We start from the raw sequence: 21,845 nt of genomic DNA, 5'->3' as shown, positions 1-21,845 counted from the left end.
CCGGCGGGCGGAGCGGTCTGGTCGGCCCGCCGGGCCGGTGAGCTGCTTGCCCTGCGAGACCCGATAGGGCTTCGGCGGATCGGCGACGGAGTAGGTTTTCCAGACGACCTTGCCGGTGTCCGCCTTCAAGGCCACGACGCTGCCGCGGAAGCTGCAGCAAACATAGTCGGCCTCGTTGGTCGCGATCTCCTCGCTCGACGACACCGGCACATAGACGACGCCGTCGTGGAAGGTCGAGGCGCCGGTCAACATCGAGCGCGAATGGTTTTCCAGCTTGGTCGACCAAAGCAGCTTGCCGGTCATGGCGTCGAGCGCGACCTCGGTGGCCCGGTCGTCGCCCAGGAAGACGGCATAGCCGCTAGGCGAGGCGGCGAGTTTCGCCACCACCGGGGCGGTGCGCACGCCGCCCTTGGCGTCGTAGCGCCAGTAGGCGCAACCGGTCCTTGCGTTCAAAGAATAGACCTGGCCGGCGTTGCTGCCGAGGAAGAGCCGGTCTCCCACGGCCGTGACCTGGGTGTTCTTCGATCCCACGTAGGCGAAGGTCCATTTGACCTTGAGGCGCGGCACGTCAGCGGCCCTTAGGAGGGGCTGGGCCTGGAAGCGGGTGTTGGCGCTATCTGGGCTCCAGCCGTTCCAGCCGCCGGGGCCCAGCTTGATCGGGTCGGCGTGGGCGCAGAGGTTGGGCTCGGGCCCCTCCGCCACCTTGGGCAGCGGCGCCTTGCCGGTGAGGTAGATCGCGACAGCTTCGATGTCGTCGTCGCTCATTCCGGCGGCGTTGGCGCGCATGACGCCGCGGCTCAGCGCATTGACAATCGTGTCCGGTCCCATCGCGACCAGGCTGTCCTTGCGCGGCGTCCGATCGCCGCCGGCGTCGTGGCAGGAGGCGCAGCGGGTCTCGTAGAGCTCGCGCCCATGAGTGCGGTCGGTCAGCAGCAGTTTTGCCGGCGGCGCCTCCTGGGCGAGCGCAAGGCCGGCGCCCAGTGCGAGGGTTGCCGCCGCCAGCGCGGCCGCAGTCCGAAGCCCGATCATATGCCCGCCTCCCCCGTTTATCTTTGTTGCGCCAGCTATCCGGACCGGCGTCGGTCAGGTCAAGGTTGCTGCGTCGAACCGGCTCCCGCCTCGGCTGGCCGCGCCATCTCCGAAGCGACGATCTCGCGTGTTGGCGACCGGCCCTGCGTGGTCATTGGCCTTTCGGTCGGCGCGCTGGTGGCGATGGCGGTCCAGGCGCCTCAGGTGAGGGCCCTGTTGCTCGTGGAGCCCTTTATGCGAACCCTGCACGTCTGGCCGTTCCGCGGCATGGTCCAGGACCACCCGGCGCCGCTGCAGCGGATTTCCTGCGGAAGGTGCTCGGGATGCGGCCGGGCGAGACCGTGGAACCCGACTACCGCTATCTGGCGCAGGACGTGCGGGTCCCTGGCCATGTGCTCCTGGGCGCCACGCCGCTGCTGCCGAAGCGGCAGCTGCCGTTCCTGCCGAGCTTCGTCGACGAAGACGACCGCGCGACGTTGCGCGCCCAGCCACTGTTGACGCTTACCGAGGGTCCGGGCGCCGAGCACAATGTCGCCGCCCAGAGCCTGCCGGCCTTCCGCTCGGTGCTCGGCCCGGTCTGCGGGTCGATCATACCGGACTCGGTGCTGCGCTGAGCCTCAGCTGCGGTAGTCGCCGTTGATCTCGACGTAGCGCTTGGTGAGGTCGCAGGTCCAGATGCTGGCCGAGCCGCGGCCCATGCCGACGTCGACACTGACCTCGAGCTCCTTCTTCTTCATGTAGGCGCTCATCTTGGCCTCGTCGTAGGTGGCCGAGACCAGGCCATCCTGGGCGGCGACCAGCGGCCCGAACTTCACGCTGATGCTATCGCGGTCCACCGGCTCGTCGGCGCGGCCCACAGCCATGACGATGCGGCCCCAGTTGGCGTCCTCTCCAGCGAAGGCGGTCTTGACCAGCGGGCTCTCGCAGATGGTCCGGGCGATCTTGCGGGCCGAGGCGTGGCTCTCGGCGCCGGTCACGGTGACCTTGATGAACTTGGTTGCCCCCTCGCCGTCGCGGACCAGCTGCTGGGCCAGGTCCATCAGGACCGCCTCCAGCTTGTCTCGGAAATCGGCCAGGCGGCGATCGCCTGCGCGGCTGATCCTCGGGGCGCCGGACTGGCCGGTGGCGAACAGGAGCAAGGTGTCGTTGGTCGAGCGGTCGCCGTCCACCGTCACCGCATTGAAGGTCGAGCGGGTGTAGAGGCTGCAAAGGTTCTGCAGGGCCGCGGGCGAGATCGCCGCATCGGTGACCACGAAGGCCAGCATGGTAGCCATGTCCGGCGCGATCATGCCGGAGCCCTTGGCTATGCCGCTGATCTTGACCTTCACCCCGTCGATCTCGGCCACCGCATGGGCGCCCTTCGGGAAGGTGTCAGTGGTCATGATCGCGCGCGCGGCGTTCGCCCAGCCGTCCTCGGCCAGCTTGTGCTCGATGTCCGGCAGCTTGTGGACGATCTTGGAGTCGTCCAGCAGCACCCCGATCACCCCGGTGGAGGCGACCATCACGTCGCGCTGGCGGCAGTCGAAGCGCTTGCCGGCGGCCGAGCAGACCCGGCGCACGGCGTCGGCCCCTGGGCGGCCAGTGAAGGAGTTGGCGCAGCCGGCGTTGACCACCAGCGCGCGGACGCCCTCGCCCTTGGTCATCTCCAGATGCCGTTTGCACCAGTCCACGGGCGCGGAGCCGACGCCGTGGCGGGTGAAGACCCCGGCGCAGCTGGCGCCGTCCGGGAAGGTCATGACCAGGAGGTCGTCGCGCTCATGCTTGTAGAAGCCGGCCCGGGCCGTCGCCATCTGGACGCCGGCGATGGGCGGCATCTTCGGGAACTTCACCGCCAGAGGCGAGACCGGCAGGGCGGCCTTGGCGGGCTTGGCCTGCGCGGCCTTGGGGGCTGGCGACGAGAACTGTTGCGCCTGTTTGGCCGCTGACTTGAAGGCGCGCTCGATGGAATGGCCAACGGCCCCCACCGGACGCGAAGCGGCTTCCAGGGCCTTGGCGGCTTTCGAAACGGGGGTCGGCTTCTTGCTCATTTCTTGGCCCCCTTGGCCGGCGGCGCAGGCGGCGCCGCGGTTGGCGGAAGAATGGCCGGCGATACGCCGCCGGTCTTCGGCGCATCGGCGGGCGGGATCGCCTGGTTGGGGGCGTCGGTCTTGACCATCACCTCAACCTTGGCGCGGCCTCGCAGCTTCTCCAAGAGGTCGCGGATCTGATCGTACGTCAGGAACCGCACGATCTGGGGCCGAGCGGCGTCGAGGGTGATCGGCTGTTCCTCCCGCCGATCCTCGACCTTGACCAGGGCGAAGCCGCTTTCGACCGGGAACGGTCCCACGATCTGGCCCGGCTTGGCGGTCTTGAGCGCCGCGCCATAGGCCTCGGGCATGACGTCGATGGTGAAATAGCCGAGGTCGCCGCCATTGAACCGGGTCGCTGCGTCGGTGGACTTCTCCGTGGCCAGCTGCTCGAACGAGGCGCCCGCGGCCAGGAGCTTGCGGACGGCCTCGGCGTCGGCGGCGTTGGGCAGGATGATCTGGCGGGCGTGAATCTCCTCGGAGCGCTTGGCGAGCTTCAGCTGCTCCTGGTAGAGGCCGCGTACGGCGTTGTCGTTGACCGCGTCGGAGACCACGCTTTCCACCAGCATGTCGCCCAGCACCCGGTCGCGCGCGGCGGCCATGCGGCGCTGGCCCACCGGGTCCTTGTCCAGCTTGCGGCGCACCGCCTCGCCGGCCAGCAGGCGCTGGTCGACCACTTCATCCAGCACGCGGCGGAACAGATCGGAGGAGGCGTCCAGCGGCTCGCCCTCGCCGATCAGCCCCTGAGCCACGGCCTCGCGCTTGACGTCGGAGGACCAGACGGTCTGGCCGTCGACCTTGGCCACCGCGGCGTCGCCACGTTCCGGCGCGTGCTCGGTCTTGCCGCCCTTGCCGCAGCCGGCCAGGCTCAGCGCCACGGCCAGCATGAGACCGACCAGGAGCACGGAGCGGGACGACCGGTTGGGGGCCATGCGGTTCACCCTCGCGAAAAACGGGAGTTTGCGACCTGCCGAAACCTCTCCGGCGCGCCGCCCGTCCCTAGCCATTTACGTCCCAGGATGCAAAGGTTGCGCCCGAATGCGCCCCCTCAGCACGAGGCGCCGCGGCAATATTTCGGAGGAACATTTAAAATGCGCGAAGCCGTCATTGTCTCCTACGCCCGCACGGGCCTCGCCAAGTCCGCCCGCGGCGGATTCAACATCACCCCCACCGTTTCGATCGCCGCTCATTCGGTGAAGCACGCGGTCGCCAAGGCCGGCATCGAGGCCGAAGCGGTCGAGGACGTGTTCATGGGCAATGTGGCTCATGGCGGCGGCAACATGGCGCGCCAGGCGGGCCTCCTGGCCGGCCTGCCGATCACCACCTCCGGCGTGACGGTGAACCGCTTCTGCTCGTCGGGCCTGCAGACCATCGGCATGGCCGCCAACTACATCCGCAACGACGGCGCCGACGTGGTGGTGGCCGGCGGGGTGGAGACCATCTCCATGCCCAACATGGGCACCGGCAAGGACAACTTCGATCCCAAGCTGACCGAGATGTATCCGGCGATCTTCATGCCGATGATCGACACCGCCGACATCGTCGCCGAGCGCTACAAGCTCAGCCGCGAATACCAGGACGAGTATTCGCTGGAGAGCCAGCGGCGCATGGCCGCCGCTCAGCAGGCCAACAAGTTCGCCGACGAGATCGTGCCCATGAAGACCAAGATGAAGATGGTCAACAAGGAGACGAAGGAAGAGACCATCGTCGACTACGTGGTCGACAAGGACGAGTGCAACCGTCCCGACACCTCCGCCGAGGGCCTGGCCAAGCTTGAGCCGGTGCGCGGTCCCGGCAAGTACATCACCGCCGGCAACGCCTCGCAGCTCTCCGACGGCTCGGCCGCGGTGGTGATCATGGAACGCAAGGAAGCTGAGCGCCGGGGCCTCAGCCCCATGGGCGTCTTCAAGGGCTGGGCGGTCGCCGGCTGCGAGCCCGACGAGATGGGAATCGGCCCGGTCTTCGCGATCCCGCGCCTCTTGGAACGTCACGGCCTGAAGGTCGATGACATCGACCTGTGGGAGCTGAACGAGGCCTTCGCCAGCCAGTGCCTCTACAGCCGCGACAAGCTGGGGATCGACCCGGAGAAGTACAACGTCAACGGCGGCTCCATCGCCATCGGCCACCCCTTCGGCATGACCGGCGCGCGCCTGGCGGGCCACGTCCTGCAGGAGGGCAAGCGCCGCGGCGCCAAAAACGTCGTGGTGTCGATGTGCATCGGCGGCGGCATGGGCGCGGCGGGCCTCTTCGAGGTCATGTAGGGCCAAGCCCTGAAACAATGGATCGGCCCTCCCCTGCGGAGGGCCTTTTCATTGGCGGATCGCGGGAGTGGAAATGCACGCCTTCGAGTACCTCTCTGTCCTGTTGTCGATTGTGCTCGGCCTGGGTCGGACGCAACTGCTGACCGCGATCGGCCGCTGGCTGGAGCTGCGCGGCGAGATCAAGCCCCATGCGCCGACGGCGCTGTGGGCGGCGTTCCTGCTGCTGGTCTATGTGCAGACCTGGTGGGCGATGTTCGCCCTGCGAGACATGACCTCCTGGACGTTCCTGCAGTTTGCCACCGTGCTGGCCCGGCCTGCGCTGATGTTCCTCTTGTCCTCGCTGGCGCTGCCGGGACCGCTTTCGCCGGAGAAGGACCTTAAGCTGTTTTCCAACGGCGCCGGGTCTGGTTCTTGTCGCTCTTCCTGGCCGTGCTGGCGGTGAGCGTGTCCAAGGACGTCGTCCTGGCCGGAACCCTGCCGGCGCCCACGAACCTCGGCTTCCATGCGGCCTTGTTCCTGTGCGGCGCGGCCGCCCCGACGAGCCGCCGCGACCTCGTGCAGCTGTTGGCGGCCGCGGCGGTGCTGGCGGTGATGTTGGTTTACATCTCTATGCTGTTCGCCAACCTGGCCTGATCGGCGGTTCGCCCAAGGGGAGAATGCGCGCCGCGGGACGTCGCGTCGCGTTGACACAAGGGGGGTCGCTGCTTAAGTCTCCCGCGCCCTCGAAAGAGCGAAATTCCCCGGCAGGCGACGGGCAACAGCCGCGCCCACCGCATCAACCGGACCTTCCCCTTGAGCATCTTCCAACGGTTCTTCGGCTCCTCCAACGACCGCAAGGTCAAGGCCATGACGGCGCGCGTGGCGAAGATCAACGCGCTCGAGCCGCAGATCCACGCGCTGTCCGACGCCGACCTGCGCGCCAAGACCGCCGAATTCCGCGAGCGCCTGGCCAAGGGCGCGACCCTCGACGACTTGATGGAAGAAGCCTTCGCCGTGGTCCGCGAGGCCGCGCGCCGCACGCTGGGCCAGCGCCACTACGACGTGCAGCTGGTGGGCGGCATGGTGCTGCACCAGGGCGGCATCGCCGAGATGCGGACCGGCGAAGGCAAGACACTGGTCGGCACCGCGCCGGTCTATCTGAACGCGCTGGCCGCCAAGGGCGTCCATGTCATCACCGTCAACGACTACCTGGCGCAACGTGACGCCGAGTGGATGGGCCAGGTCTACCGCTTCCTCGGCATGGAGGTGGGCGTCATCGTCCACGGCCTCAGCCAGGGTCAGCGCCAGGCGGCCTACAACGCCGACATCACCTACGGCACCAACAACGAATTCGGCTTCGACTACCTGCGCGACAACCTGGTCTATGAGGCCGGCGAGATGGTCCAGCGCGGCCACAACTTCGCGATCGTCGACGAGGTCGACTCCATCCTGATCGACGAGGCGCGCACGCCGCTGATCATCTCCGGCCCCACCGAGGACCGATCTGAATTCTACAAGACCATCGACCTGCTCGTGAAAGAGTTGATCAAGGACCCCACCACCTACGATTTCGACGAGAAGCAGCGGCAGGTGATCCTCACCGAGGAAGGCTCGGAGACGATCGAAGAGATGCTGATGACGGGCGGCCATCTGGCCCCGGATTCCGCCGGCCTCTACGACGCCGCCAACGTCTCGTCGGTGCACCACGTGAACCAGGCGCTCCGCGCCAACGTCCTTTACCAGCTGGACAAGGACTACATCGTCCGGGCCGGCGAGGTGATCCTGATCGACGAGTTCACCGGCCGCATGATGCATGGCCGCCGCCTCTCGGAAGGCCTGCACCAGGCGATCGAGGCCAAGGAAGGCGCGGTGATCCAGCCGGAGAACCAGACGCTGGCCTCCGTCACCATCCAGAACTACTTCCGGCTCTATTCGAAGCTGTCGGGCATGACCGGCACGGCCTCCACCGAGGCCCAGGAATTCCTCGACATCTACAAGATGGACGTGGCCGAGATCCCGACCAACCGTCCGGTGATCCGCATCGACGACGACGACGAGGTCTATCGCACCTCCGCCGAGAAGCATGTGGCGATCATCAACCTGATCGAGGACTGCTACCGCCGCGGCCAGCCGATCCTGGTGGGCACGGTCTCCATCGAAAAGTCCGAGCAGCTCTCCGAGATGCTGAAGGCCCACAAGTTCGAGATCGACGGCAAGAAGCAGAGCGGCATCCCGCACAATGTGCTGAACGCGCGCTATCACGAGCAGGAAGCCGCCATCGTCGCCGACGCCGGCGTGCCGGGTGCAGTGACCATCGCCACCAACATGGCCGGCCGCGGCACCGACATCCAGCTGGGCGGCAACGTCGACATGAAGCTGGCCGACTGGCGCGAAGAGCAGCGGACCCTGGGCGTCGAGGTGACGCCCGAGATGGCGCTGGAGCACAAGGCGCGGATCGAGGGCGAGATCGCCGGCAAGAAGACCGAGGCGCTGGCCGCCGGCGGCCTCTTCGTGCTCGGCACCGAGCGCCACGAGAGCCGGCGCATCGACAACCAGCTGCGCGGCCGCACCGGCCGCCAGGGCGACCCGGGCCACTCGAAGTTCTTCCTCTCCTGCGAGGACGACCTCTTACGCATCTTCGCCGGCGAGCGTCTGGATTCGATCATGCGCACCTTCGGCGTCCAGGAAGGCGAGGCGATCACCCACAAGTGGCTGAACAGCGCCATCGCCACCGCCCAGAAACGCGTCGAGCAGCGCAACTACGAGATCCGCAAGAACCTCCTGAAATACGACGACGTGGTGAACGACCAGCGCAAGGCGGTGTTCGAGCAGCGCGCCGAGTTCATGGCTTCGACCGACATCTCCGACGTGGTCGCCGAGATGCGCAACGACACCATCGAGGACTTCGTCTCCCGCTTCCTGCCGCCCAAGGCCTACGCCGAACAGTGGGACATCGACGGCCTCGACGAGCACGTGCGCGGCTACCTCGGCCTGGAGCTGCCGCTGAAGGCCTGGGCGGCCGAGGACGGCATCGCCAACGAGGAGATCGAGCAGCGGATCGTCAAGGCCGCCGACGCCCGAGCCGCCGAGCGCGACGTCCAGGTGGGCGACCACATGCGCACGGTCGAAAAGAGCTTCGTCCTGCAGATGATCGATCTGCAGTGGCGCGAGCACCTGATGCACCTCGACCACCTGAGGAACGTCATCGGCCTGCGCGGCTATGGCCAGCGCGACCCGCTGAACGAGTACAAGACTGAGGCCTTCAGCCTGTTCGAGACCCTGCTGACCGACCTTCGCCAGAACGTCACCCGCTGGCTGATGACGGTGGAGTTCCAGTTCGAGGCGCCGCCTTCACCGCCGCCGGGCCGCTTCCAGGAGGTCCACCTCGATCCCCTGACCGGCGAGAACGCCGCGATGATGGGCGCCCTCCCCGACGGACTGAACGCCGAACAGCGCCAGGCCCTGCCGGTCACAGCGCTTCCGGAAAACTGGGAAAGCACCGGCCGCAACGCCCCCTGCCCCTGCGGCTCGGGCAAGAAGTTCAAGCACTGCCACGGGGCGCTGGTCTGACGCGCCCGATCTGGGCGGCTCAGCGGGCGTAGCTGATCGTGTAGCTGAGGCTCACCCGCTCGCCGGGGCGCAGCGGCACGCGCCAGACCTCGAAACCCGCCTTCTCGACGGGCCTGAGCGAGGCCCGCACAAGCCTGAAGTCCGCGCCGTCGCGCGGCTCGCGATACTCCACGATGACTGGGCCCGGCTTGTCGTTCTCGAGGGCGACCGTGACCGTGTCTGTCCCAGCGCCATTCCGGCCCGTGGAGGCCTCCACGTTCGGGGACACCCGCACATCCATGGCCGAGCCGAGGCGGAACTCCACCGGCAGGCCGACCGCGGTGTCGTTGATCGTATTCTCCCCGGCCAGGACCGGGCCGCCGGCGGACCCCTCGATCACCGAAATACGGCCCGAGGGCAGCGGCTTGCCGAGACCGGCTTCCGGCCTGTTCTGCAGGCGGATCAGCACCTCGGGCGAACGCGCGCGCGCCTCGGGATCATCCTTGCCATAGCTCTGGCGCGTATAGCTGTAGACCCGCTCGAAGGTGACGTGGGTCTGTTCGAGGAAGGCCACCTGCTTGGTCTGGCGCGCCGCCACGGTGGTGGGCTCGGGCAAGGTGTAGAGCTTGTAGTCACCCAGCTCCGACAGCACCGCCCGCTTAGCGGCGGTGACGACCAGCTCCTGGACCTCGCCGTTCGCACGGTCCTCCATCGGCGCCGGTGCGAACGCGGCGGCGCGCATGACGTGGGGCGCCTGGACCACCTGGCCCCAACAGGGCGCCGTGATCGCCTTGGCGTCGGCGACGGGCGGAACGGTGTCGTTGTCGCGCTGCAGCTGTCCCGCCACCACCTGGGTCGGCGCCTGGGCGAAACCGACGGAGCTCTTGTTGGAGAGGGTGAGCCACCCGAACAGGTCCAACGTGCGGCCGTCGGGGGCGATCCGCGCGACATAGTCCGCCGACCAGCTGAAACCCGTCGCCAGGTAGCTCAGCTTGACCGTGTAGCGGCCGGCCTTCGGCAGATCGGCGAGGACCGAGAAGGTCGGCTTGTCGCCCAGACCCTCAGGCTCGCGGTCGAACACCAGGCGCGCGGGCGGGCCACCACAGCCCAGGGCTTCGATCCGCCCGCCAACATCCAGCACAACGCCCTCCGGGCCCGAGCGGATCACGGCCGTCCGTTCAGTGACCTTGCCGCTGCGCCGGTCGGTCTGGACGACGCTGACGGCTTGGCCGACCGAGCGCTCGACCAGCGAGCCGGGGCTCAGGAGATCGAAGTCCTCGTTGCGCTCGCGCACCTCGCCCGGCAAGCCGTCGACGGCCACCGTCTGCGGCGCCAGGGTGTCGGCGACGCCCTTGAAGGCGATGCGGCTGCGGCCGGCGGGAACGTCGAGCGTGCGAGTCTCGGTGATCAGCGCCAGGCCGGCGGTGCGGCCCAGGTCTCCAAGGTCGTCGCTCGTGAGGTTGGCGTCGCGGTAGATGGTGACGCTCGCCGCCGAGGGGGCGTCGGAGACCGTCTGGGCGGTGGCTGAGGCGGGGATGGCGGCGGCGGTCCAGAGGGCCAGCGCCCGCCAGAACGGGCTCACCATCCGGTGTCCACCGTGAAGGTCAGCGTGGTCTCGCCATTGGCTGGCACGGACACGTCCCAGGCCAGATTGTAGGCGTCCAGGCGGCGGCTCTCCAGGCTTTCGTCGAGCACCTTGCCGTCGCGCCACAGGCCGCCCTGGCGGATGGTGACCGTCACCGGCTGCGACTTCGCGTTTCGCACGAGGTAGGACATCCGGTATCGCGAGCGGGTCTTGCCGGCGCTCTGGTGCTCCACCACCGTGGGCTGGACAGTGACGTCAAAGGCCTCGCCGATCTTCACCGAGACGTCCGAGCCCTGCGGCGTGTGGTCGATGCGGTTTTCGCCGACGAACTTCGGCTCGCCCTGTACGTCGCGCACATAGACCCGCACGATCCCGGCCGGCAGTTGGGCGCCCAGGCCGGTGCGGGCGGCGTTGGAAAACGCCACGGCCACGTCGGCGTTGGCCGGCTCCTGCAGGCTTTCGAACCCATAGGCCCTGTACTCGTAGACCTTGTGCGCGGCGGCGCCCTTGGCGTCGAGGAAGCTCACCTGCTTGGTCTGGTTCTGGGCCACCGTGGTGTGGCCGGGGAGCGGGTAGAGGTAGTAGTCGGCCAGGGAAGTCGGGCCCGTCTCGCCGCCATTCGTGGCCGCCCCGACACCGGCCCGGCGGATCGCGGTGTTGCGGGCGACCTGGCGCCGTTGCCAGTACTCCTGCTCGCTGTGGACAAGGTTGACGTCGCCGGCCACCAGCTGGACCGCGGCGTCTGGATAGTCGACGCCGGAGGTATTGGTCAGAGTGACCCAGCCCTGCAGGTCGAGCTTGCCGGGCTTCTCGTCGAACAGCGCCACATAGTCGGCCTTCCACGACAGGCCGTTGGTCAGGTAGCTGAGCGTCGCCGCACGCGGGCCGGCGTGGCCGGAATCCACCGTCACCGACAGGGTCGGCTTGGCGCGCAGGTTCTGCGGGATGCCGTCGAAGATCACCCGGGTCGGGATGTCGTCCTGGCGCAGCACCTCGATGCGGTCGCCGATCTTCAGCACCACGCCCTCGTTGACCGACAGCACAGTCGCGGTCTCGGTCGTCTGGGCGCCGGTGCCAGGGATGATGCGGACGATCTGCACCTGCTTGCCGATCGCCTTCTCCATGAGCTTCGCCGGCGTCAGCAAGTCGTAGTCGAAGTTCTGCTCGACGATGGTCGTGTCGGCGGCGGCCAGGGAGACGGTCTCGGGGCGGATGCGGCCGGAAACGTCCTTGAACTCCAGCCGCTGGCGACCTTGGCCGATGGGCAGGTCGCGGATGTCCTGCACCAGGGCGAGATCGGAGTTGTAGATGGTGAGCGACAGTTTGCTGGGCTCTGTGGCTGGGGCCGCCGCGGCGGCCATGCCCAAACCCAGCGCCGCGAACCCAGCGAACCCAAGGACAGACTTACGCAAGGCACGTTCCTCCGCTGGGTCGGCCATCGACCCCCTCACGCTCCTCTACGAGCGTCGAGCGACCTCGGGGTTACGCGGTTTGGGCTTTTTTCCGGCGGCTTTCGCCTCGGCGACGGCCAGCGCCTTGCGCGCCCAGGCCGCCGCCGCGTCCGGATCGTCCAGCGCGGCCTCCGGCAGACGCCAGTAGGAGCCGATCGCAACGGGCTCGGCCGCGAAACGGTACACCCAGGCGACTGAGCCTTCGGCCACGAGCTCCGTCTTCAGAGCCTCATCGGCCTTCAGGTAGATGGTGTCCTCGTCGATCAGGCCGAAGATCACGTCATTGGCGAACAGGCCGGTGACGCCGAACATGCGCCGGAGCCGCACCGGCCCAAAGCCGGCGAACAGCTCTTCGACGAAGGCGCGGAAGTCGCTCATGCCGAGCGGTTCTACGCCCCGAGGCCGCCCGTGCAACTGATCACGGCCGCGCTCGTTTTCTGCGCGACAAGCATGGGGGTTCAAATGGCCGCCTACCGCGCATATCGCCTCGACGACCGCCGTCGCATCCTGAACGGCCAGTGGCTCGACGCGCCCGATGACGCCGCCGCCGTCGATCAGGCGGAGGAGCTGTGCGAAGACGGCGTCCCGACCGTCGAGCTCTGGCAGGCGACCCGTCTGGTGGACGAGATCGAGTGCGCCGACGACGAAGACTGCCCCTGCGAGAGCTAGAAGTTCACCCAGTTGCCGTGGAAGCCGAAGGGCACCCTTCGGGGCATATTGGCCACGGCTATAGGACCACGGGCGACGTCCAGGGCCTCGAACACCAGCAGGTCGCTGCGGTCCTCGCCGGCCCGGTAGACCACCGCCGTCAGCCAGCCGTCGCCTTCCGCCGCGTCGGCCGAGCGGGGCGTGAACACCGGCTCCGACGTCGCGTCGCCACCGTCCAGGGCGTAGACCTGCCGCTTGCCCGTCTGGAGATCCAGGTGAGCGATGGCGTTGAGGCGCACGGTCTTGGAGCCTGACGGATCGGCTCCATACCAGCCATGGCGGTGCTTGCGGGTCTCGACCCGCGGGTCGACGCGCGGAAACTCCCCGTCGATGTCGTCCAGCGCTTCTTCCTTGATGGCGTCTGAATTGGACGCCAGGTCGAAGGTCCAGCGCACCAGGCGCGCGGCGGCCTTGTCGCCAGGCGAGCCGTCTGCCTTGGGGAACAGCGGCGCCACGTCGTAGCGCATGACGTCGCAGTAGATCTTATCGCCCTCTTCCCAGCTGTTCAGCGGATGGAAGACATAGCAGGCCTCGGTGTTGAACCAGCGGATCGAGGAGACGTCCCCGTCGCGGCGCATCACGCCGACGTAGGACCCCTTGCCCGGCTCCCAGGCAAAGGGCGGCAGGCCCTTCATCGCCCGTTCCAGGCTCGCGGTCAGCGGCAGGATCGGGAATAAAACGTGGTTCTCGGTGGTCATGAAGTCATGGACCATGGACGCAAACGGCGCCTGGAAGTCGTCACGGCGGACCACGGTCCCGTCCGCAGCGGTGACCCCATAGCTCATGCCGGCCGACAGCGGCGTGTCGCCGACGCCATAGGCGAACCAGACCATCTCGCCCGTCCTGGGGTCGATCTTCGGGTGGGCGGTCACACGCCCTTTGTAGGAGCGGACATAGCCTTTCGACGCAAGCGTGCGCGCGTCCATCTCAAAGGGCAGGTGGGCTTCCTCCAGCGCCATCAGCTTGCCGGCATGCCAGACGATGTTGGTGTTGGCCGTACCGCCCTCGTTGCCGAGCGTCAGGGGATCGCTGTTCATCGGGCCCATCCCGAACAGCGAGCGGCCGTGTTCGTGCTCCAGCTCCCATTTTGGCGTCCGGACGTAGCGGTTGCGGTATCGGACCCTGCCGTCCTCGACATAGAAGCCATGGACCATGCCGTCGCCGAAGAACCAGTGGTGGTTGGGGTCGCGCGGCTCGAACTGGGGGTTCGGACCGATGCGGAACAGGGCCCCTCGCAGATCCGCTGGAATCTCGCCCTCGACGGTCAGATCGAAGTCGTCTTCGCTGCGGATGGGAGCGAAGTTGCCCGACAGATATGGGTTGATGCGAGCGTTTCCGTCCATGGCCTGTCCCTTCCAAAAACTTACGATGTAAATTTATTCCGTAAAAAGTAGCGTTCTGCAACCGTTTTCGTGCAAGCTGAGTCACACATGCCTCGCGTTCTCTCCGACACCGATGTGGCCGACTTTCGAGAACGGCTTTGCGACGCCGCGGCGCGGCTGTTCGCGGAGCGCGGGCCGGATGCGGTGACCATGCGCCAGCTGGCCGCCGAGCTCGGCGTCTCACCGATGACGCCCTACCGCTACTTCGAGGACAAGGACGACATCCTGGCGGCCGTGCGCGCCAATGGCTTCAGCCGATTCGCCCAGGCCCTGGAGGCGGCGCGGGCCTCCGCCACCGGCGCGCGCGCCATCGGTTCGGCGACGGGCAAGGCCTACGTCGACTTCGCCCTAGCCAACCCGCACGCCTATAAGCTGATGTTCGACTTCAACCAGCCGAACGCCGAGAAATACCCCGAGCTGGTCGCTGCCGGACAGCGGGCGCAGAAGACCATGACCGCCCACGTGGAGGACGCCCTGAAGGAAGGGCTGATGGAAGGCGACGCCCAGCAGATCGGCCTGATGTTCTGGGCCGCGATCCACGGCGCGGTGATCCTGGAGCTGGCCGGCATGCTGCCGGTGGGCGGCGGGCGCCAGCTGTTCCAGAGCCTGGATGCGGCCCTGACGCGCGGCGTACGCCCGCAGGATTGACCGGCCCCGACTTGACCGCCCCGGCGGCAGGCCTGAAGTGTCCCTCCCCGCCAGGGAGCTCGAAATGCCGACGATCAAACCGTTCGAAGTCAGCTGGCGCGAGGCTGAGGTTGAGGCCGTGCTGCAGCGCGTGCGGTCCTATCCGTGGCCGCCGGCGCCTGAGGTCCCCGACGGCTGGGCCTATGGCTGCGACGGCGCCTGGCTGCGGGGCCTCTGCGACCACTGGACCGACGCCTACGACTGGCGCGCGGCGATGGCCGAGCTCAATCGTTTCCCGCAATTCACCGCCCGGGTCGAGGATTTCGACCTGCACTTCCTGCACGTGGTGGGCGAGGCGGGAGGCTGCCGTCCGCTCATCCTGACCCACGGCTGGCCGGGCTCGCACTACGAGTTCTGGGGCGCGATCGAGAAGCTGGCCTTCCCCAGCCGCTTCGGCGGAACGGCCTCGGACGCCTTCGACCTGATCGTGCCCTCCCTGCCCGGCTTCGGCTTCTCGTCCAAGCCCACGCGGCCCGTCGGCCAGCGCACCACAGCGCGCCTCTTCAACAGCCTGATGACCGAGGTGCTGGGCTACGAGAGCTATCTGGCCCAGGGCGGCGACTGGGGCGCCATGGTCACCTCCTGGCTGGGCCGCGACCACGCAGCCCACGCCAGGGCCATACACCTGAACATGCTGGGCTTCCGCCCGCACGGCGGGCCGCAGGGCGAGGCGGAGATCGCCTGGGCCCAGCGCCAGGCCGGAATGATGGACATCATGGGCGCCTATTTCCGGCTGCAGGTCTCCAAGCCGCAGTCGATCGCCTGGATGGGCGCCGGCAACCCGGTGGGCCAGGCCGCCTGGATCGCCGAGCGGTTCCACGACTGGTCGGACCTGTCGCTGAGGAGCCTCGACGAGGCCTACGGCAAGGACGCGCTCCTCACCAACATCATGCTCTATGTGATGACCGACAGCTTCACGACGGGCGCCTGGTACTACCGCGGCCTGGTGGAGGAAGGTGGCCTGGCTTTCCAGCCGGGCGAGCGCCTGGAAACGCCCACCGCCTTCGCCAACTTCCCCGGCGAACCGCTCTATCAGGCGCCGCCTAGGTCCTTCGCCGAGCGCGCCTACAACATCGTCCGGTGGACTGACATGCCGCGCGGCGGTCACTTCGCGGCGATGGAGGAGCCGGACCTCTTCGTGGACGAGGTCAGGGACTGGGCGCGCAGCCTCTAGTGTGAGAGACAGCGCCATGCCCGTCGCCGTCCCACCCGTTCGCCCCATCACGCTGCCCGACATCGAGGCCGCGCGCGGCCGGATCGCCGGGACCTGCGTGCGCACGCCGCTGGTCAAACTGGAGCTCGGCGCGGGCTTCCCGGACATCCGCCTGAAGCTTGAGACCCTGCAGCCGATCAACGCCTACAAGCTGCGCGGCGCCGCCAACGCCGTGGCCCTGCTTAGCGACGACGAGCGCAAGAAGGGCGTCTGGACGATCAGCGCCGGCAACGCCGGCCAGGGCGTCGCCTACGCCGCGCGCAAGGCCGGCGTCCCCTGCACGGTGGTGGCCATCGAAACGGCGCCCGCCTCCAAGCTCGACCGCATGCGGGCGCTGGGCGCGAAGCTGGTGCTGGTGTCCTACGAGGGGGCCTGGAACGCGCTGGACGACCGCGCCTACCCCGGCGTCGAGGGGACCTTCATCCATCCCTTCGACGACGACGACTTCATCGCCGGCCACGGGACGATGGGGCTTGAGATCCTGGAAGACGCCCCCGACGCCGTGGCGGTGATCTGCGGCGTCGGCGGCGGCGGCCTGATCACCGGCGTCGGCAGCGCGGTGAAGGCGATCAGGCCCGACATCAAGGTCTGGGCCGCCGAACCGGAGACCGCCGCGCCGCTGGCGCGGTCGCTGGCCGCCGGATCGCCGCAGAAGTTCCCGGAATGGCAAGCCTCCTTTGTGGACGGCGCCGGCGGGCAGAGCGTCTTCCCACGCATGTACCAGCGCATGACGCCCCTGGTGGACGGCTCGATCGTCGTCACCCTCGACCAGACGCGGCGGGCCATGCGGCTGATGGCCGAGAAGGCCAGGATCGTCGCCGAGGGCGCGGGCTGCCTGCCGCTGGCCGCCGCCCTCACCGGCAAGGCGGGTGACGGGCCGATCGTCTGCGTGGTCTCCGGCGGCAACGTCGACATGACCACCTTCTGTGAAATCATGGCCGCGACGGCGAGCTGAACCTTGGCCCGCTACGACTTCGCCTCCGACAACACCGCGCCGGCCGCGCCCGAGGCCATGCAGGCGGTGCTGGAGGCAAACTCAGGCTTCACCGCCGGCTATGGCGGCGACACCGTCACGGCCCGGGCCGCCGACCTGATCCGCCAGCTGCTGGACGCCGACGCCGAGGTGAGGTTCGTCGCCAGCGGCACCGCCGCCAACGCCATCGCGCTGGCCGCGCTCTGCCAGCCTTTCGAAGCCGTGCTGGCCCATGAGCACGCCCACGCCGCCACCGACGAGACCGGCGCGCCCCGCTTCTTCGGCCATGGCCTGGGGATGATCCCGCTGCCCGGCGCGGACGGGCGGATCGACGGCGCGGCCCTGGATGCGGCCCTGGCTCAGCCCGAGAACGGCCACGTCCAGTCGCCCGGCGCGCTGTCGCTGACCAACGCCACGGAATATGGCGCAGTCTATGCGACCCAGGGCTTAAGCGGCCTGATCGGCGCGGCCAAGGCCAAGGGCGCGGGCATCCACCTGGACGGGGCGCGGATCTTCAACGCTGCGGCCGCCGGCTTCGACGTCGTGGCGATCCGTCCGCTGGGCGTCGACATCGCGGTGATCGGCGGGACCAAGGCGGGAATGCCGCCCACCGAGGCCCTAGTGATCTTCGACCGGCCGCTCGCCCGCCGCCTGGATGCGCGCCTGAAGCAGTCGGGCCAACTTCCATCCAAGGGCCGCTTCTACGCCGCGCCCTTCATCGGCATGCTGCGCGACGGGGCGGTGCTGCGCCACGCGGCCCACGCCAACGCCATGGCCCAGCGCCTGGCCCAGGCGACGCCGTTCAAGCTGACGCATCCGGTGGAGGCCAACGGGGTCTTCGTGGAGATGGACGAGGCGACGCACCGGCGCCTGGACGCCGCCGGCTGGAAGGCCAACCGCGTGTTCGACGACTCGGTGCGCTTCATGTGCTCCTGGGCGACAACGCCCGAGGCGGTGGATGACCTGGTCGAGGCGTTGAGGCAAGTCCGCTAGGTTGCTCCCCATCGGGGGAGCCGTCAGCGAAGCTGACTGAGGGGTCCGCTCAAAATGGTGAGGAAACCCCCTCCGGCGCTTCGCGCCACCTCCCCCGAAGGGGAGGAACTCGCCGTCAAGCGTCCGCCATAGCCCGCGCCCCGGCCATCCGATCCAGCCGGCCGTGGATTATCTCCTCGGCCTCGCGGACGATGCGGTGGATCAGCTCGGCGCAGGTGGGGATGTCGTGGATCAGGCCCTGGATCTGGCCGGCCGACCAGATGCCGGCGTCGTTGTCGCCGACCTCGTAGACGTTGCGGCCGCGGGCGCCGGCCACCAGTTCGCGCACGTCCTCGAACTTGGCGCCCTCGCGCTCCATGGCCACGACCTGGGTCGAGATGACGTTCTTCGCCACGCGGCTGGTGTTGTGCATGGTGCGGAAGATCAGCTCGGTGGCGCGCTCGTCGTTGTCGACGATCTGCTGCTTGATGTTCGGGTGGATGGGCGACTCCACGGTCGCCATGAAGCGGGTGCCCATGTTGATCCCCTCGGCGCCGAGCGCCAGCGCGGCCACCAGACCGCGCGCGTCGCCGAAGCCGCCCGAGGCGATCATCGGGATCTTGATCTTGTCGGCCGCCGCCGGGATCAGGATCAGGCCGGGGACATCGTCCTCGCCGGGGTGGCCCGCGCACTCGAAGCCGTCGATGGAGATGGCGTCGACGCCCATCCGCTCGGCCGACAGGCCATGACGGACCGAGGTGCACTTATGGATCACCTTGATCCCGTGCTTCTTGAATTCCTCGACATGCTCGATGGGCTTGTTGCCGGCGGTCTCGACGATCTTGATCCCGGCTTCGATGATCGCCTGGCGGTACTCGGCATAGGGCGGCGGCTTGATGGCCGGCAGGATGGTCAGGTTCACGCCGAACGGCTTGTCGGTCAGGGTGCGGCAGCGCGCGATCTCTTCGGTCAGCTTCTCAGGCGTCGGCTGAGTGAGCGCGGTGATGAAACCCAGGCCCCCGCCGTTGGCGACCGCAGCCACCAGCTCGGCGCGGCCGACCCACTGCATGCCGCCCTGGACGATGGGATGCTCGATCCCGAACATCTCGGTGAACCGGGTCTTCAGCGCCATCGGACGTCCCTCCAAACAGTTGTTTGGATGACACTGAACGCCGGGACGTGGCGTCAGGCAAGCCCTACTGCAGGCCGGCGCGGCCGATGGCGTAGAAACGTTCGGCGCGCTGTTTGCGCAGTTCGTCCGGGCTCAGATGCTCCAGGGCCATCAGCTCTTCCTCGACGGCGTCGCCGACCGCCTTCAGGGTCGCCTCGGGGTCGGAATGGGCGCCGCCCGGCGGCTCGGGGATGATCCGGTCGACGATTTTCAGGCCGAGCAGGTCCTGGGCGGTGATCTTCATGGCCTTGGCCGCCTCGTCCGGCGTGCGCGCGCCGCGCCAGAGGATCGAGTTCGCGCCCTCGGGCGAAATCACCATGTAGATGGCGTGCTCCAGGATGAGCACGCGCGAGCCGCTGGCGATGGCGCTGGCGCCGCCAGAGGCGCCCTCGCCGGTGATCACGGCCACGATGGGCACGCCCAGCAGCAGGCTCTTTTCGGTGGACCGCGCGATGGCCTCGGCCACGCCGCGTTCCTCCGACGCCACGCCCGGATAGGCGCCGGGCGTATCCACGAAGCTGATGATCGGCAGGCTGAAGCGCTCGGCCAGCTCCATCAGCCGGATCGCCTTGCGATAGCCCTCCGGCCGGGCGAGACCGAAGTTGTGCTTCACCCGGGTGATGGTGTCGCGGCCCTTCTCGTTGCCCATGACCACCACCGGGCGGCCGCGGAATCGGCCGAGGCCGCCGATGATCGCCTGGTCGTCGGCATAGGTGCGGTCGCCCTTCAGCTCCACGAACTCGTCGATCAGGCCGGCGGCGTAGTCGACAAAATGGGGACGCTCCGGGTGCCGGGCGACCTGGGTCTTCTGCCAGGCGTCGAGCTTGGAATAGGTCTCCCGGCGCATCTCCTGGGTGCGGGCGCGCAGGGCTTCGATCTCGGCGTCGAATGCGCCCGGGCTAGCCGTTTCCGAGAGCTTCGAAAGCTCCTCGATCTTGGCTTCGAGGTCGGCGATCGGGCGCTCGAACTCGAGGTAGTGCACTGCCATCCGGAGACCAGGTCCTTCATGTCGAAGCGGGGCCGGAACCTATGCGCGATAGGGCCGCCTCACAAGAGCGCCGCCCCGCGTCCTGCGGTTCCGTGAACGCCGGTTCATGCAACCTCGGCCCCCTCCGGCGGGTTGTTGCGGCCGATGACGCGCGGCCCGGCGATGACGTCGGCCACGCCCTGGAGAGAACGGAGACCTTCGATGAAAACCCCTCTGAAGTTCGGGATGGCCTCGATCCTGGCGCTGGCCATCGCCGCGCCGGCCATGGCCCAATACCAGACCGCCCCGCAATACCCGGCCCAGCAGTACCCGCGCGACCCGCAGGATCAGCCCCCGCCGGGGCCATCCTATCAGCCGTCGCAGCAGTATCAGGACCAGCAGCAGCAGTATCAGCAGGACCAGCAGAACTACGAGGCCCGCAAGGACGCCTACGACGCCCGCCGCGACAACTATGAGGCCAGCCGCGCCGGCTACGAGCAGGCCCGCGCCGACTACGAGCACCGCCGCGCGGCGTGGGAACGCGCCCGCGCCGACTACGACGCCCGCTACGGCTACGGGGCCTATATCCGCATCTATGGTCCGGCTCCGGATTGGGACGCGCGGCGTTGGGCGGTCTACGGTCCGCCGCCCGCGCCCTACGTGGACGCCTACGGCCGCCCGGCCGCGGCCTACGCCCCCGTCGTGACCTGCCGCAACGACCACTCCTCGGCCACCGCCGGCGCTGTGATCGGCGCGCTCGCGGGCGCAGCTCTCGGCTCCAACATCGCCGCCGGCGGCCACCGCACCGACGGCGCAATCCTGGGCGGGGTCGTGGGCGCCGGCGTCGGCGGCTCGGTCGGGGCCGCGCACGATCGCTATCGCTGCGACAGCCGCGGGCCCTATTACAGCTACAGCGACACCATCGCCTATCGCGAGGACCGCGATTTCCGCAGCGGGCGCTACGACTATGCCTACTACAGCCGCATGCGCTGCCGCCTGGCGCCCGCCGTGGTCGACAGTTACGGCCAGGACGTCCGCTACGTCCGGGTCTGTCCTGACGGCGACGGCCGCTACCGCATCACCGGCTAGCGCTTCTTCGCCAGCGGGTGCTTCGTCGCCACCACCTGCGCGAGGCGGTCGCCGGCGACGTGGGTGTAGATCTGGGTCGTGCCAATGTCGGCATGGCCCAACAGGGTCTGCACCACGCGCAGGTCGGCGCCGCCCTCGAGCAGGTGGGTGGCGAAGGCGTGGCGCAGGACGTGCGGGCTGACTCGGGCCGGATCGATGCCGGCGTCGGCGGCGGCTTCGTCCAGCAACTGGGCGAAGCGGCGCGGCGTCAGCCGGCCCTCCTTGCCGCGTGAGGCGAAGAGCCAGGGATTGGCCTTATCGCTTCTTGGCAGGAAGCCCGGACGAACCTCCAGATAGGCCTTGATGGCCGTGCGTGCGGCGGCGTTGAGGGGCGCCAGCCGCTCCTTGCCGCCCTTGCCCTTGACGATCAAATAGGCCGGGTCGCGTGCCAGGGCGGCCAGCGTCAGGCCGGTCAGCTCAGAGATCCGCAGGCCCGAGGCGTAGGCCAGCTCCACCATGCAGGCGAGCCGCAGGCCCTGGGCGCCGTCCTTCGCGCCGGCCGCAGCGATCAGACGATCGACCTCGGCGCGGTTCAGCACCTTGGGCAGCGAGCGGCCCTTCTTCGGCGCCTCGACCCGCCGCGAGGGATCGTCGGCGCGCCAGGTCTCGCCCAGCACGAAGCGGTAGAACTGCCGCACCGCCGCACGCCGCCGCGACGCTGTGGCCGGCGACAGGCCGCGTTCGCTCAAGCCGACGAAATAGGCCTCGACGTCCTCGGCGCTGG

Annotated in this window: 21 protein-coding genes; 11 read left to right on the top strand and 10 right to left on the bottom strand. The window is 68.5% G+C overall.

Translation table 11 applies throughout. The features are described 5' to 3' along the window. Positions 1-1,029: PQQ-binding-like beta-propeller repeat protein (locus tag E8A12_RS16600; RefSeq protein ID WP_293370821.1), on the bottom strand; the 1,029-nt coding region annotated here is incomplete at its 3' end. A 323-nt stretch (positions 1,030-1,352) separates the two neighbouring features. Here E8A12_RS16600 and E8A12_RS16595 point away from each other — a divergent pair. Continuing rightward, positions 1,353-1,643 carry a hypothetical protein gene (locus E8A12_RS16595; protein WP_293370819.1) on the top strand — a complete coding sequence of 97 codons (291 nt, stop codon included), beginning with the start codon at positions 1,353-1,355 and terminating at the stop codon, positions 1,641-1,643. A 3-nt stretch (positions 1,644-1,646) separates the two neighbouring features. Here the strand turns inward: E8A12_RS16595 and argJ are convergent, their stop codons facing one another. Next, a complete protein-coding gene (argJ, locus tag E8A12_RS16590) occupies positions 1,647-3,056 on the bottom strand; it encodes a bifunctional glutamate N-acetyltransferase/amino-acid acetyltransferase ArgJ (protein ID WP_293370818.1) in 1,410 nt (469 codons plus the stop codon). Next, complete coding sequence (locus tag E8A12_RS16585) at positions 3,053-4,027, bottom strand: peptidylprolyl isomerase (protein ID WP_293370816.1); 975 nt, start codon at positions 4,025-4,027, stop codon at positions 3,053-3,055. Before E8A12_RS16585 ends, argJ begins: the two co-directional genes overlap by 4 nt. Before the next feature lie 159 nt (positions 4,028-4,186). Here E8A12_RS16585 and E8A12_RS16580 point away from each other — a divergent pair, with 159 nt between their 5' ends. The 4 genes from E8A12_RS16580 (at position 4,187) to secA (ending at position 8,905) form a co-directional block, all read left to right on the top strand. Next, the gene (locus E8A12_RS16580; protein ID WP_293370814.1) at positions 4,187-5,356 is read left to right on the top strand and encodes an acetyl-CoA C-acyltransferase; all 1,170 of its coding nucleotides are present in this window, start codon (positions 4,187-4,189) and stop codon (positions 5,354-5,356) included. Between the two features lie 73 nt (positions 5,357-5,429). Further along, positions 5,430-5,798, top strand: a complete 369-nt coding sequence (locus E8A12_RS16575) for a hypothetical protein (protein ID WP_293370812.1) — start codon at positions 5,430-5,432, stop codon at positions 5,796-5,798. Further along, positions 5,768-5,989 (top strand): twin-arginine translocation signal domain-containing protein, encoded by a 222-nt coding sequence (locus tag E8A12_RS16570; RefSeq protein WP_293370810.1) that lies wholly within the window; start codon positions 5,768-5,770, stop codon positions 5,987-5,989. Before E8A12_RS16575 ends, E8A12_RS16570 begins: the two co-directional genes overlap by 31 nt. A gap of 159 nt (positions 5,990-6,148) precedes the next feature. After that, entirely contained in the window at positions 6,149-8,905 is a 2,757-nt protein-coding gene (gene secA / locus E8A12_RS16565) for a preprotein translocase subunit SecA (protein WP_293370808.1), read from the top strand. A 19-nt stretch (positions 8,906-8,924) separates the two neighbouring features. Here the strand turns inward: secA and E8A12_RS16560 are convergent, their stop codons facing one another. Genes E8A12_RS16560 through E8A12_RS16550 form a run of 3 tightly spaced genes read right to left on the bottom strand, consistent with a single transcriptional unit; the run spans position 8,925 to position 12,298 of the window. Continuing rightward, the gene (locus tag E8A12_RS16560; protein WP_293370806.1) at positions 8,925-10,469 is read right to left on the bottom strand and encodes a hypothetical protein; all 1,545 of its coding nucleotides are present in this window, start codon (positions 10,467-10,469) and stop codon (positions 8,925-8,927) included. After that, positions 10,463-11,881, bottom strand: coding sequence for a DUF4139 domain-containing protein (locus E8A12_RS16555; protein ID WP_293370804.1), 1,419 nt, complete (start codon positions 11,879-11,881; stop codon positions 10,463-10,465). Before E8A12_RS16555 ends, E8A12_RS16560 begins: the two co-directional genes overlap by 7 nt. 45 nt (positions 11,882-11,926) lie before the next feature. Beyond that, positions 11,927-12,298 (bottom strand): TfoX/Sxy family protein, encoded by a 372-nt coding sequence (locus tag E8A12_RS16550; RefSeq protein WP_293370802.1) that lies wholly within the window; start codon positions 12,296-12,298, stop codon positions 11,927-11,929. Between the two features lie 30 nt (positions 12,299-12,328). Between E8A12_RS16550 and E8A12_RS16545 the strand changes: the two genes are divergently transcribed. After that, on the top strand, positions 12,329-12,589 hold the full coding sequence (locus E8A12_RS16545; protein ID WP_293370800.1) for a hypothetical protein: 261 nt from the start codon (positions 12,329-12,331) through the stop codon (positions 12,587-12,589). Here E8A12_RS16545 and E8A12_RS16540 read toward each other — a convergent pair. Next, positions 12,586-13,971, bottom strand: a complete 1,386-nt coding sequence (locus E8A12_RS16540) for a carotenoid oxygenase family protein (RefSeq protein WP_293370798.1) — start codon at positions 13,969-13,971, stop codon at positions 12,586-12,588. The two genes, E8A12_RS16545 and E8A12_RS16540, sit on opposite strands and share 4 nt — an antisense overlap. A gap of 87 nt (positions 13,972-14,058) precedes the next feature. Between E8A12_RS16540 and E8A12_RS16535 the strand changes: the two genes are divergently transcribed. The 4 genes from E8A12_RS16535 to E8A12_RS16520 all read left to right on the top strand — a co-directional run bounded on the left by E8A12_RS16535 (position 14,059) and on the right by E8A12_RS16520 (position 17,876). After that, entirely contained in the window at positions 14,059-14,658 is a 600-nt protein-coding gene (locus E8A12_RS16535; RefSeq protein WP_293370796.1) for a TetR/AcrR family transcriptional regulator, read from the top strand. Positions 14,659-14,722: 64 nt separating this feature from the next. Next, complete coding sequence (locus E8A12_RS16530) at positions 14,723-15,871, top strand: epoxide hydrolase family protein (protein WP_293370794.1); 1,149 nt, start codon at positions 14,723-14,725, stop codon at positions 15,869-15,871. A gap of 16 nt (positions 15,872-15,887) precedes the next feature. Continuing rightward, positions 15,888-16,865, top strand: a complete 978-nt coding sequence (locus tag E8A12_RS16525) for a threonine/serine dehydratase (protein WP_293370792.1) — start codon at positions 15,888-15,890, stop codon at positions 16,863-16,865. 3 nt (positions 16,866-16,868) lie between these two features. Continuing rightward, positions 16,869-17,876, top strand: a complete 1,008-nt coding sequence (locus tag E8A12_RS16520; protein WP_293370790.1) for a beta-eliminating lyase-related protein — start codon at positions 16,869-16,871, stop codon at positions 17,874-17,876. 115 nt (positions 17,877-17,991) lie between these two features. On the opposite strand, the gene E8A12_RS16515 is transcribed toward E8A12_RS16520, so the two are convergent. Together E8A12_RS16515 and E8A12_RS16510 are read right to left on the bottom strand one after the other, a co-directional pair. Continuing rightward, positions 17,992-18,987, bottom strand: a complete 996-nt coding sequence (locus E8A12_RS16515) for a nitronate monooxygenase family protein (RefSeq protein ID WP_293370788.1) — start codon at positions 18,985-18,987, stop codon at positions 17,992-17,994. A 64-nt stretch (positions 18,988-19,051) separates the two neighbouring features. After that, positions 19,052-20,014: an acetyl-CoA carboxylase carboxyltransferase subunit alpha gene (locus E8A12_RS16510; RefSeq protein WP_293370786.1), complete on the bottom strand. Its 963-nt coding sequence runs from the start codon at positions 20,012-20,014 to the stop codon at positions 19,052-19,054. A 201-nt stretch (positions 20,015-20,215) separates the two neighbouring features. On the opposite strand from E8A12_RS16510, the gene E8A12_RS16505 reads away from it, so the two are divergent. Further along, the gene (locus E8A12_RS16505) at positions 20,216-21,082 is read left to right on the top strand and encodes a glycine zipper domain-containing protein (RefSeq protein ID WP_293370784.1); all 867 of its coding nucleotides are present in this window, start codon (positions 20,216-20,218) and stop codon (positions 21,080-21,082) included. Here E8A12_RS16505 and E8A12_RS16500 read toward each other — a convergent pair. Beyond that, positions 21,079-21,845, bottom strand: a 767-nt coding sequence (locus E8A12_RS16500; RefSeq protein WP_293370782.1) for a tyrosine recombinase, incomplete at its 5' end; no start/stop codon positions are given. The two genes, E8A12_RS16505 and E8A12_RS16500, sit on opposite strands and share 4 nt — an antisense overlap.

The organism is Phenylobacterium sp., from assembly GCF_004799395.1.
GTDB lineage: Bacteria > Pseudomonadota > Alphaproteobacteria > Caulobacterales > Caulobacteraceae > Phenylobacterium.
The sequence above is the reverse complement of the archived record's forward strand: the minus strand, read 5'-3'. Positions and strand labels throughout refer to the sequence as shown.

Bases quoted from the DNA above. Each gene is read 5' to 3' on its own strand.
- E8A12_RS16595 (WP_293370819.1), top strand. From the start codon at position 1,353: ATGCGGCCGGGCGAGACCGTGGAACCCGACTACCGCTATCTGGCGCAG.
- argJ (WP_293370818.1), bottom strand. From the start codon at position 3,056: ATGAGCAAGAAGCCGACCCCCGTTTCGAAAGCCGCCAAGGCCCTGGAA.
- E8A12_RS16585 (WP_293370816.1), bottom strand. From the start codon at position 4,027: ATGGCCCCCAACCGGTCGTCCCGCTCCGTGCTCCTGGTCGGTCTCATG.
- E8A12_RS16580 (WP_293370814.1), top strand. From the start codon at position 4,187: ATGCGCGAAGCCGTCATTGTCTCCTACGCCCGCACGGGCCTCGCCAAG.
- E8A12_RS16575 (WP_293370812.1), top strand. From the start codon at position 5,430: ATGCACGCCTTCGAGTACCTCTCTGTCCTGTTGTCGATTGTGCTCGGC.
- E8A12_RS16560 (WP_293370806.1), bottom strand. From the start codon at position 10,469: ATGGTGAGCCCGTTCTGGCGGGCGCTGGCCCTCTGGACCGCCGCCGCC.
- E8A12_RS16550 (WP_293370802.1), bottom strand. From the start codon at position 12,298: ATGAGCGACTTCCGCGCCTTCGTCGAAGAGCTGTTCGCCGGCTTTGGG.
- E8A12_RS16540 (WP_293370798.1), bottom strand. From the start codon at position 13,971: ATGGACGGAAACGCTCGCATCAACCCATATCTGTCGGGCAACTTCGCT.
- E8A12_RS16535 (WP_293370796.1), top strand. From the start codon at position 14,059: ATGCCTCGCGTTCTCTCCGACACCGATGTGGCCGACTTTCGAGAACGG.
- E8A12_RS16530 (WP_293370794.1), top strand. From the start codon at position 14,723: ATGCCGACGATCAAACCGTTCGAAGTCAGCTGGCGCGAGGCTGAGGTT.
- E8A12_RS16525 (WP_293370792.1), top strand. From the start codon at position 15,888: ATGCCCGTCGCCGTCCCACCCGTTCGCCCCATCACGCTGCCCGACATC.
- E8A12_RS16515 (WP_293370788.1), bottom strand. From the start codon at position 18,987: ATGGCGCTGAAGACCCGGTTCACCGAGATGTTCGGGATCGAGCATCCC.
- E8A12_RS16510 (WP_293370786.1), bottom strand. From the start codon at position 20,014: ATGGCAGTGCACTACCTCGAGTTCGAGCGCCCGATCGCCGACCTCGAA.
- E8A12_RS16505 (WP_293370784.1), top strand. From the start codon at position 20,216: ATGAAAACCCCTCTGAAGTTCGGGATGGCCTCGATCCTGGCGCTGGCC.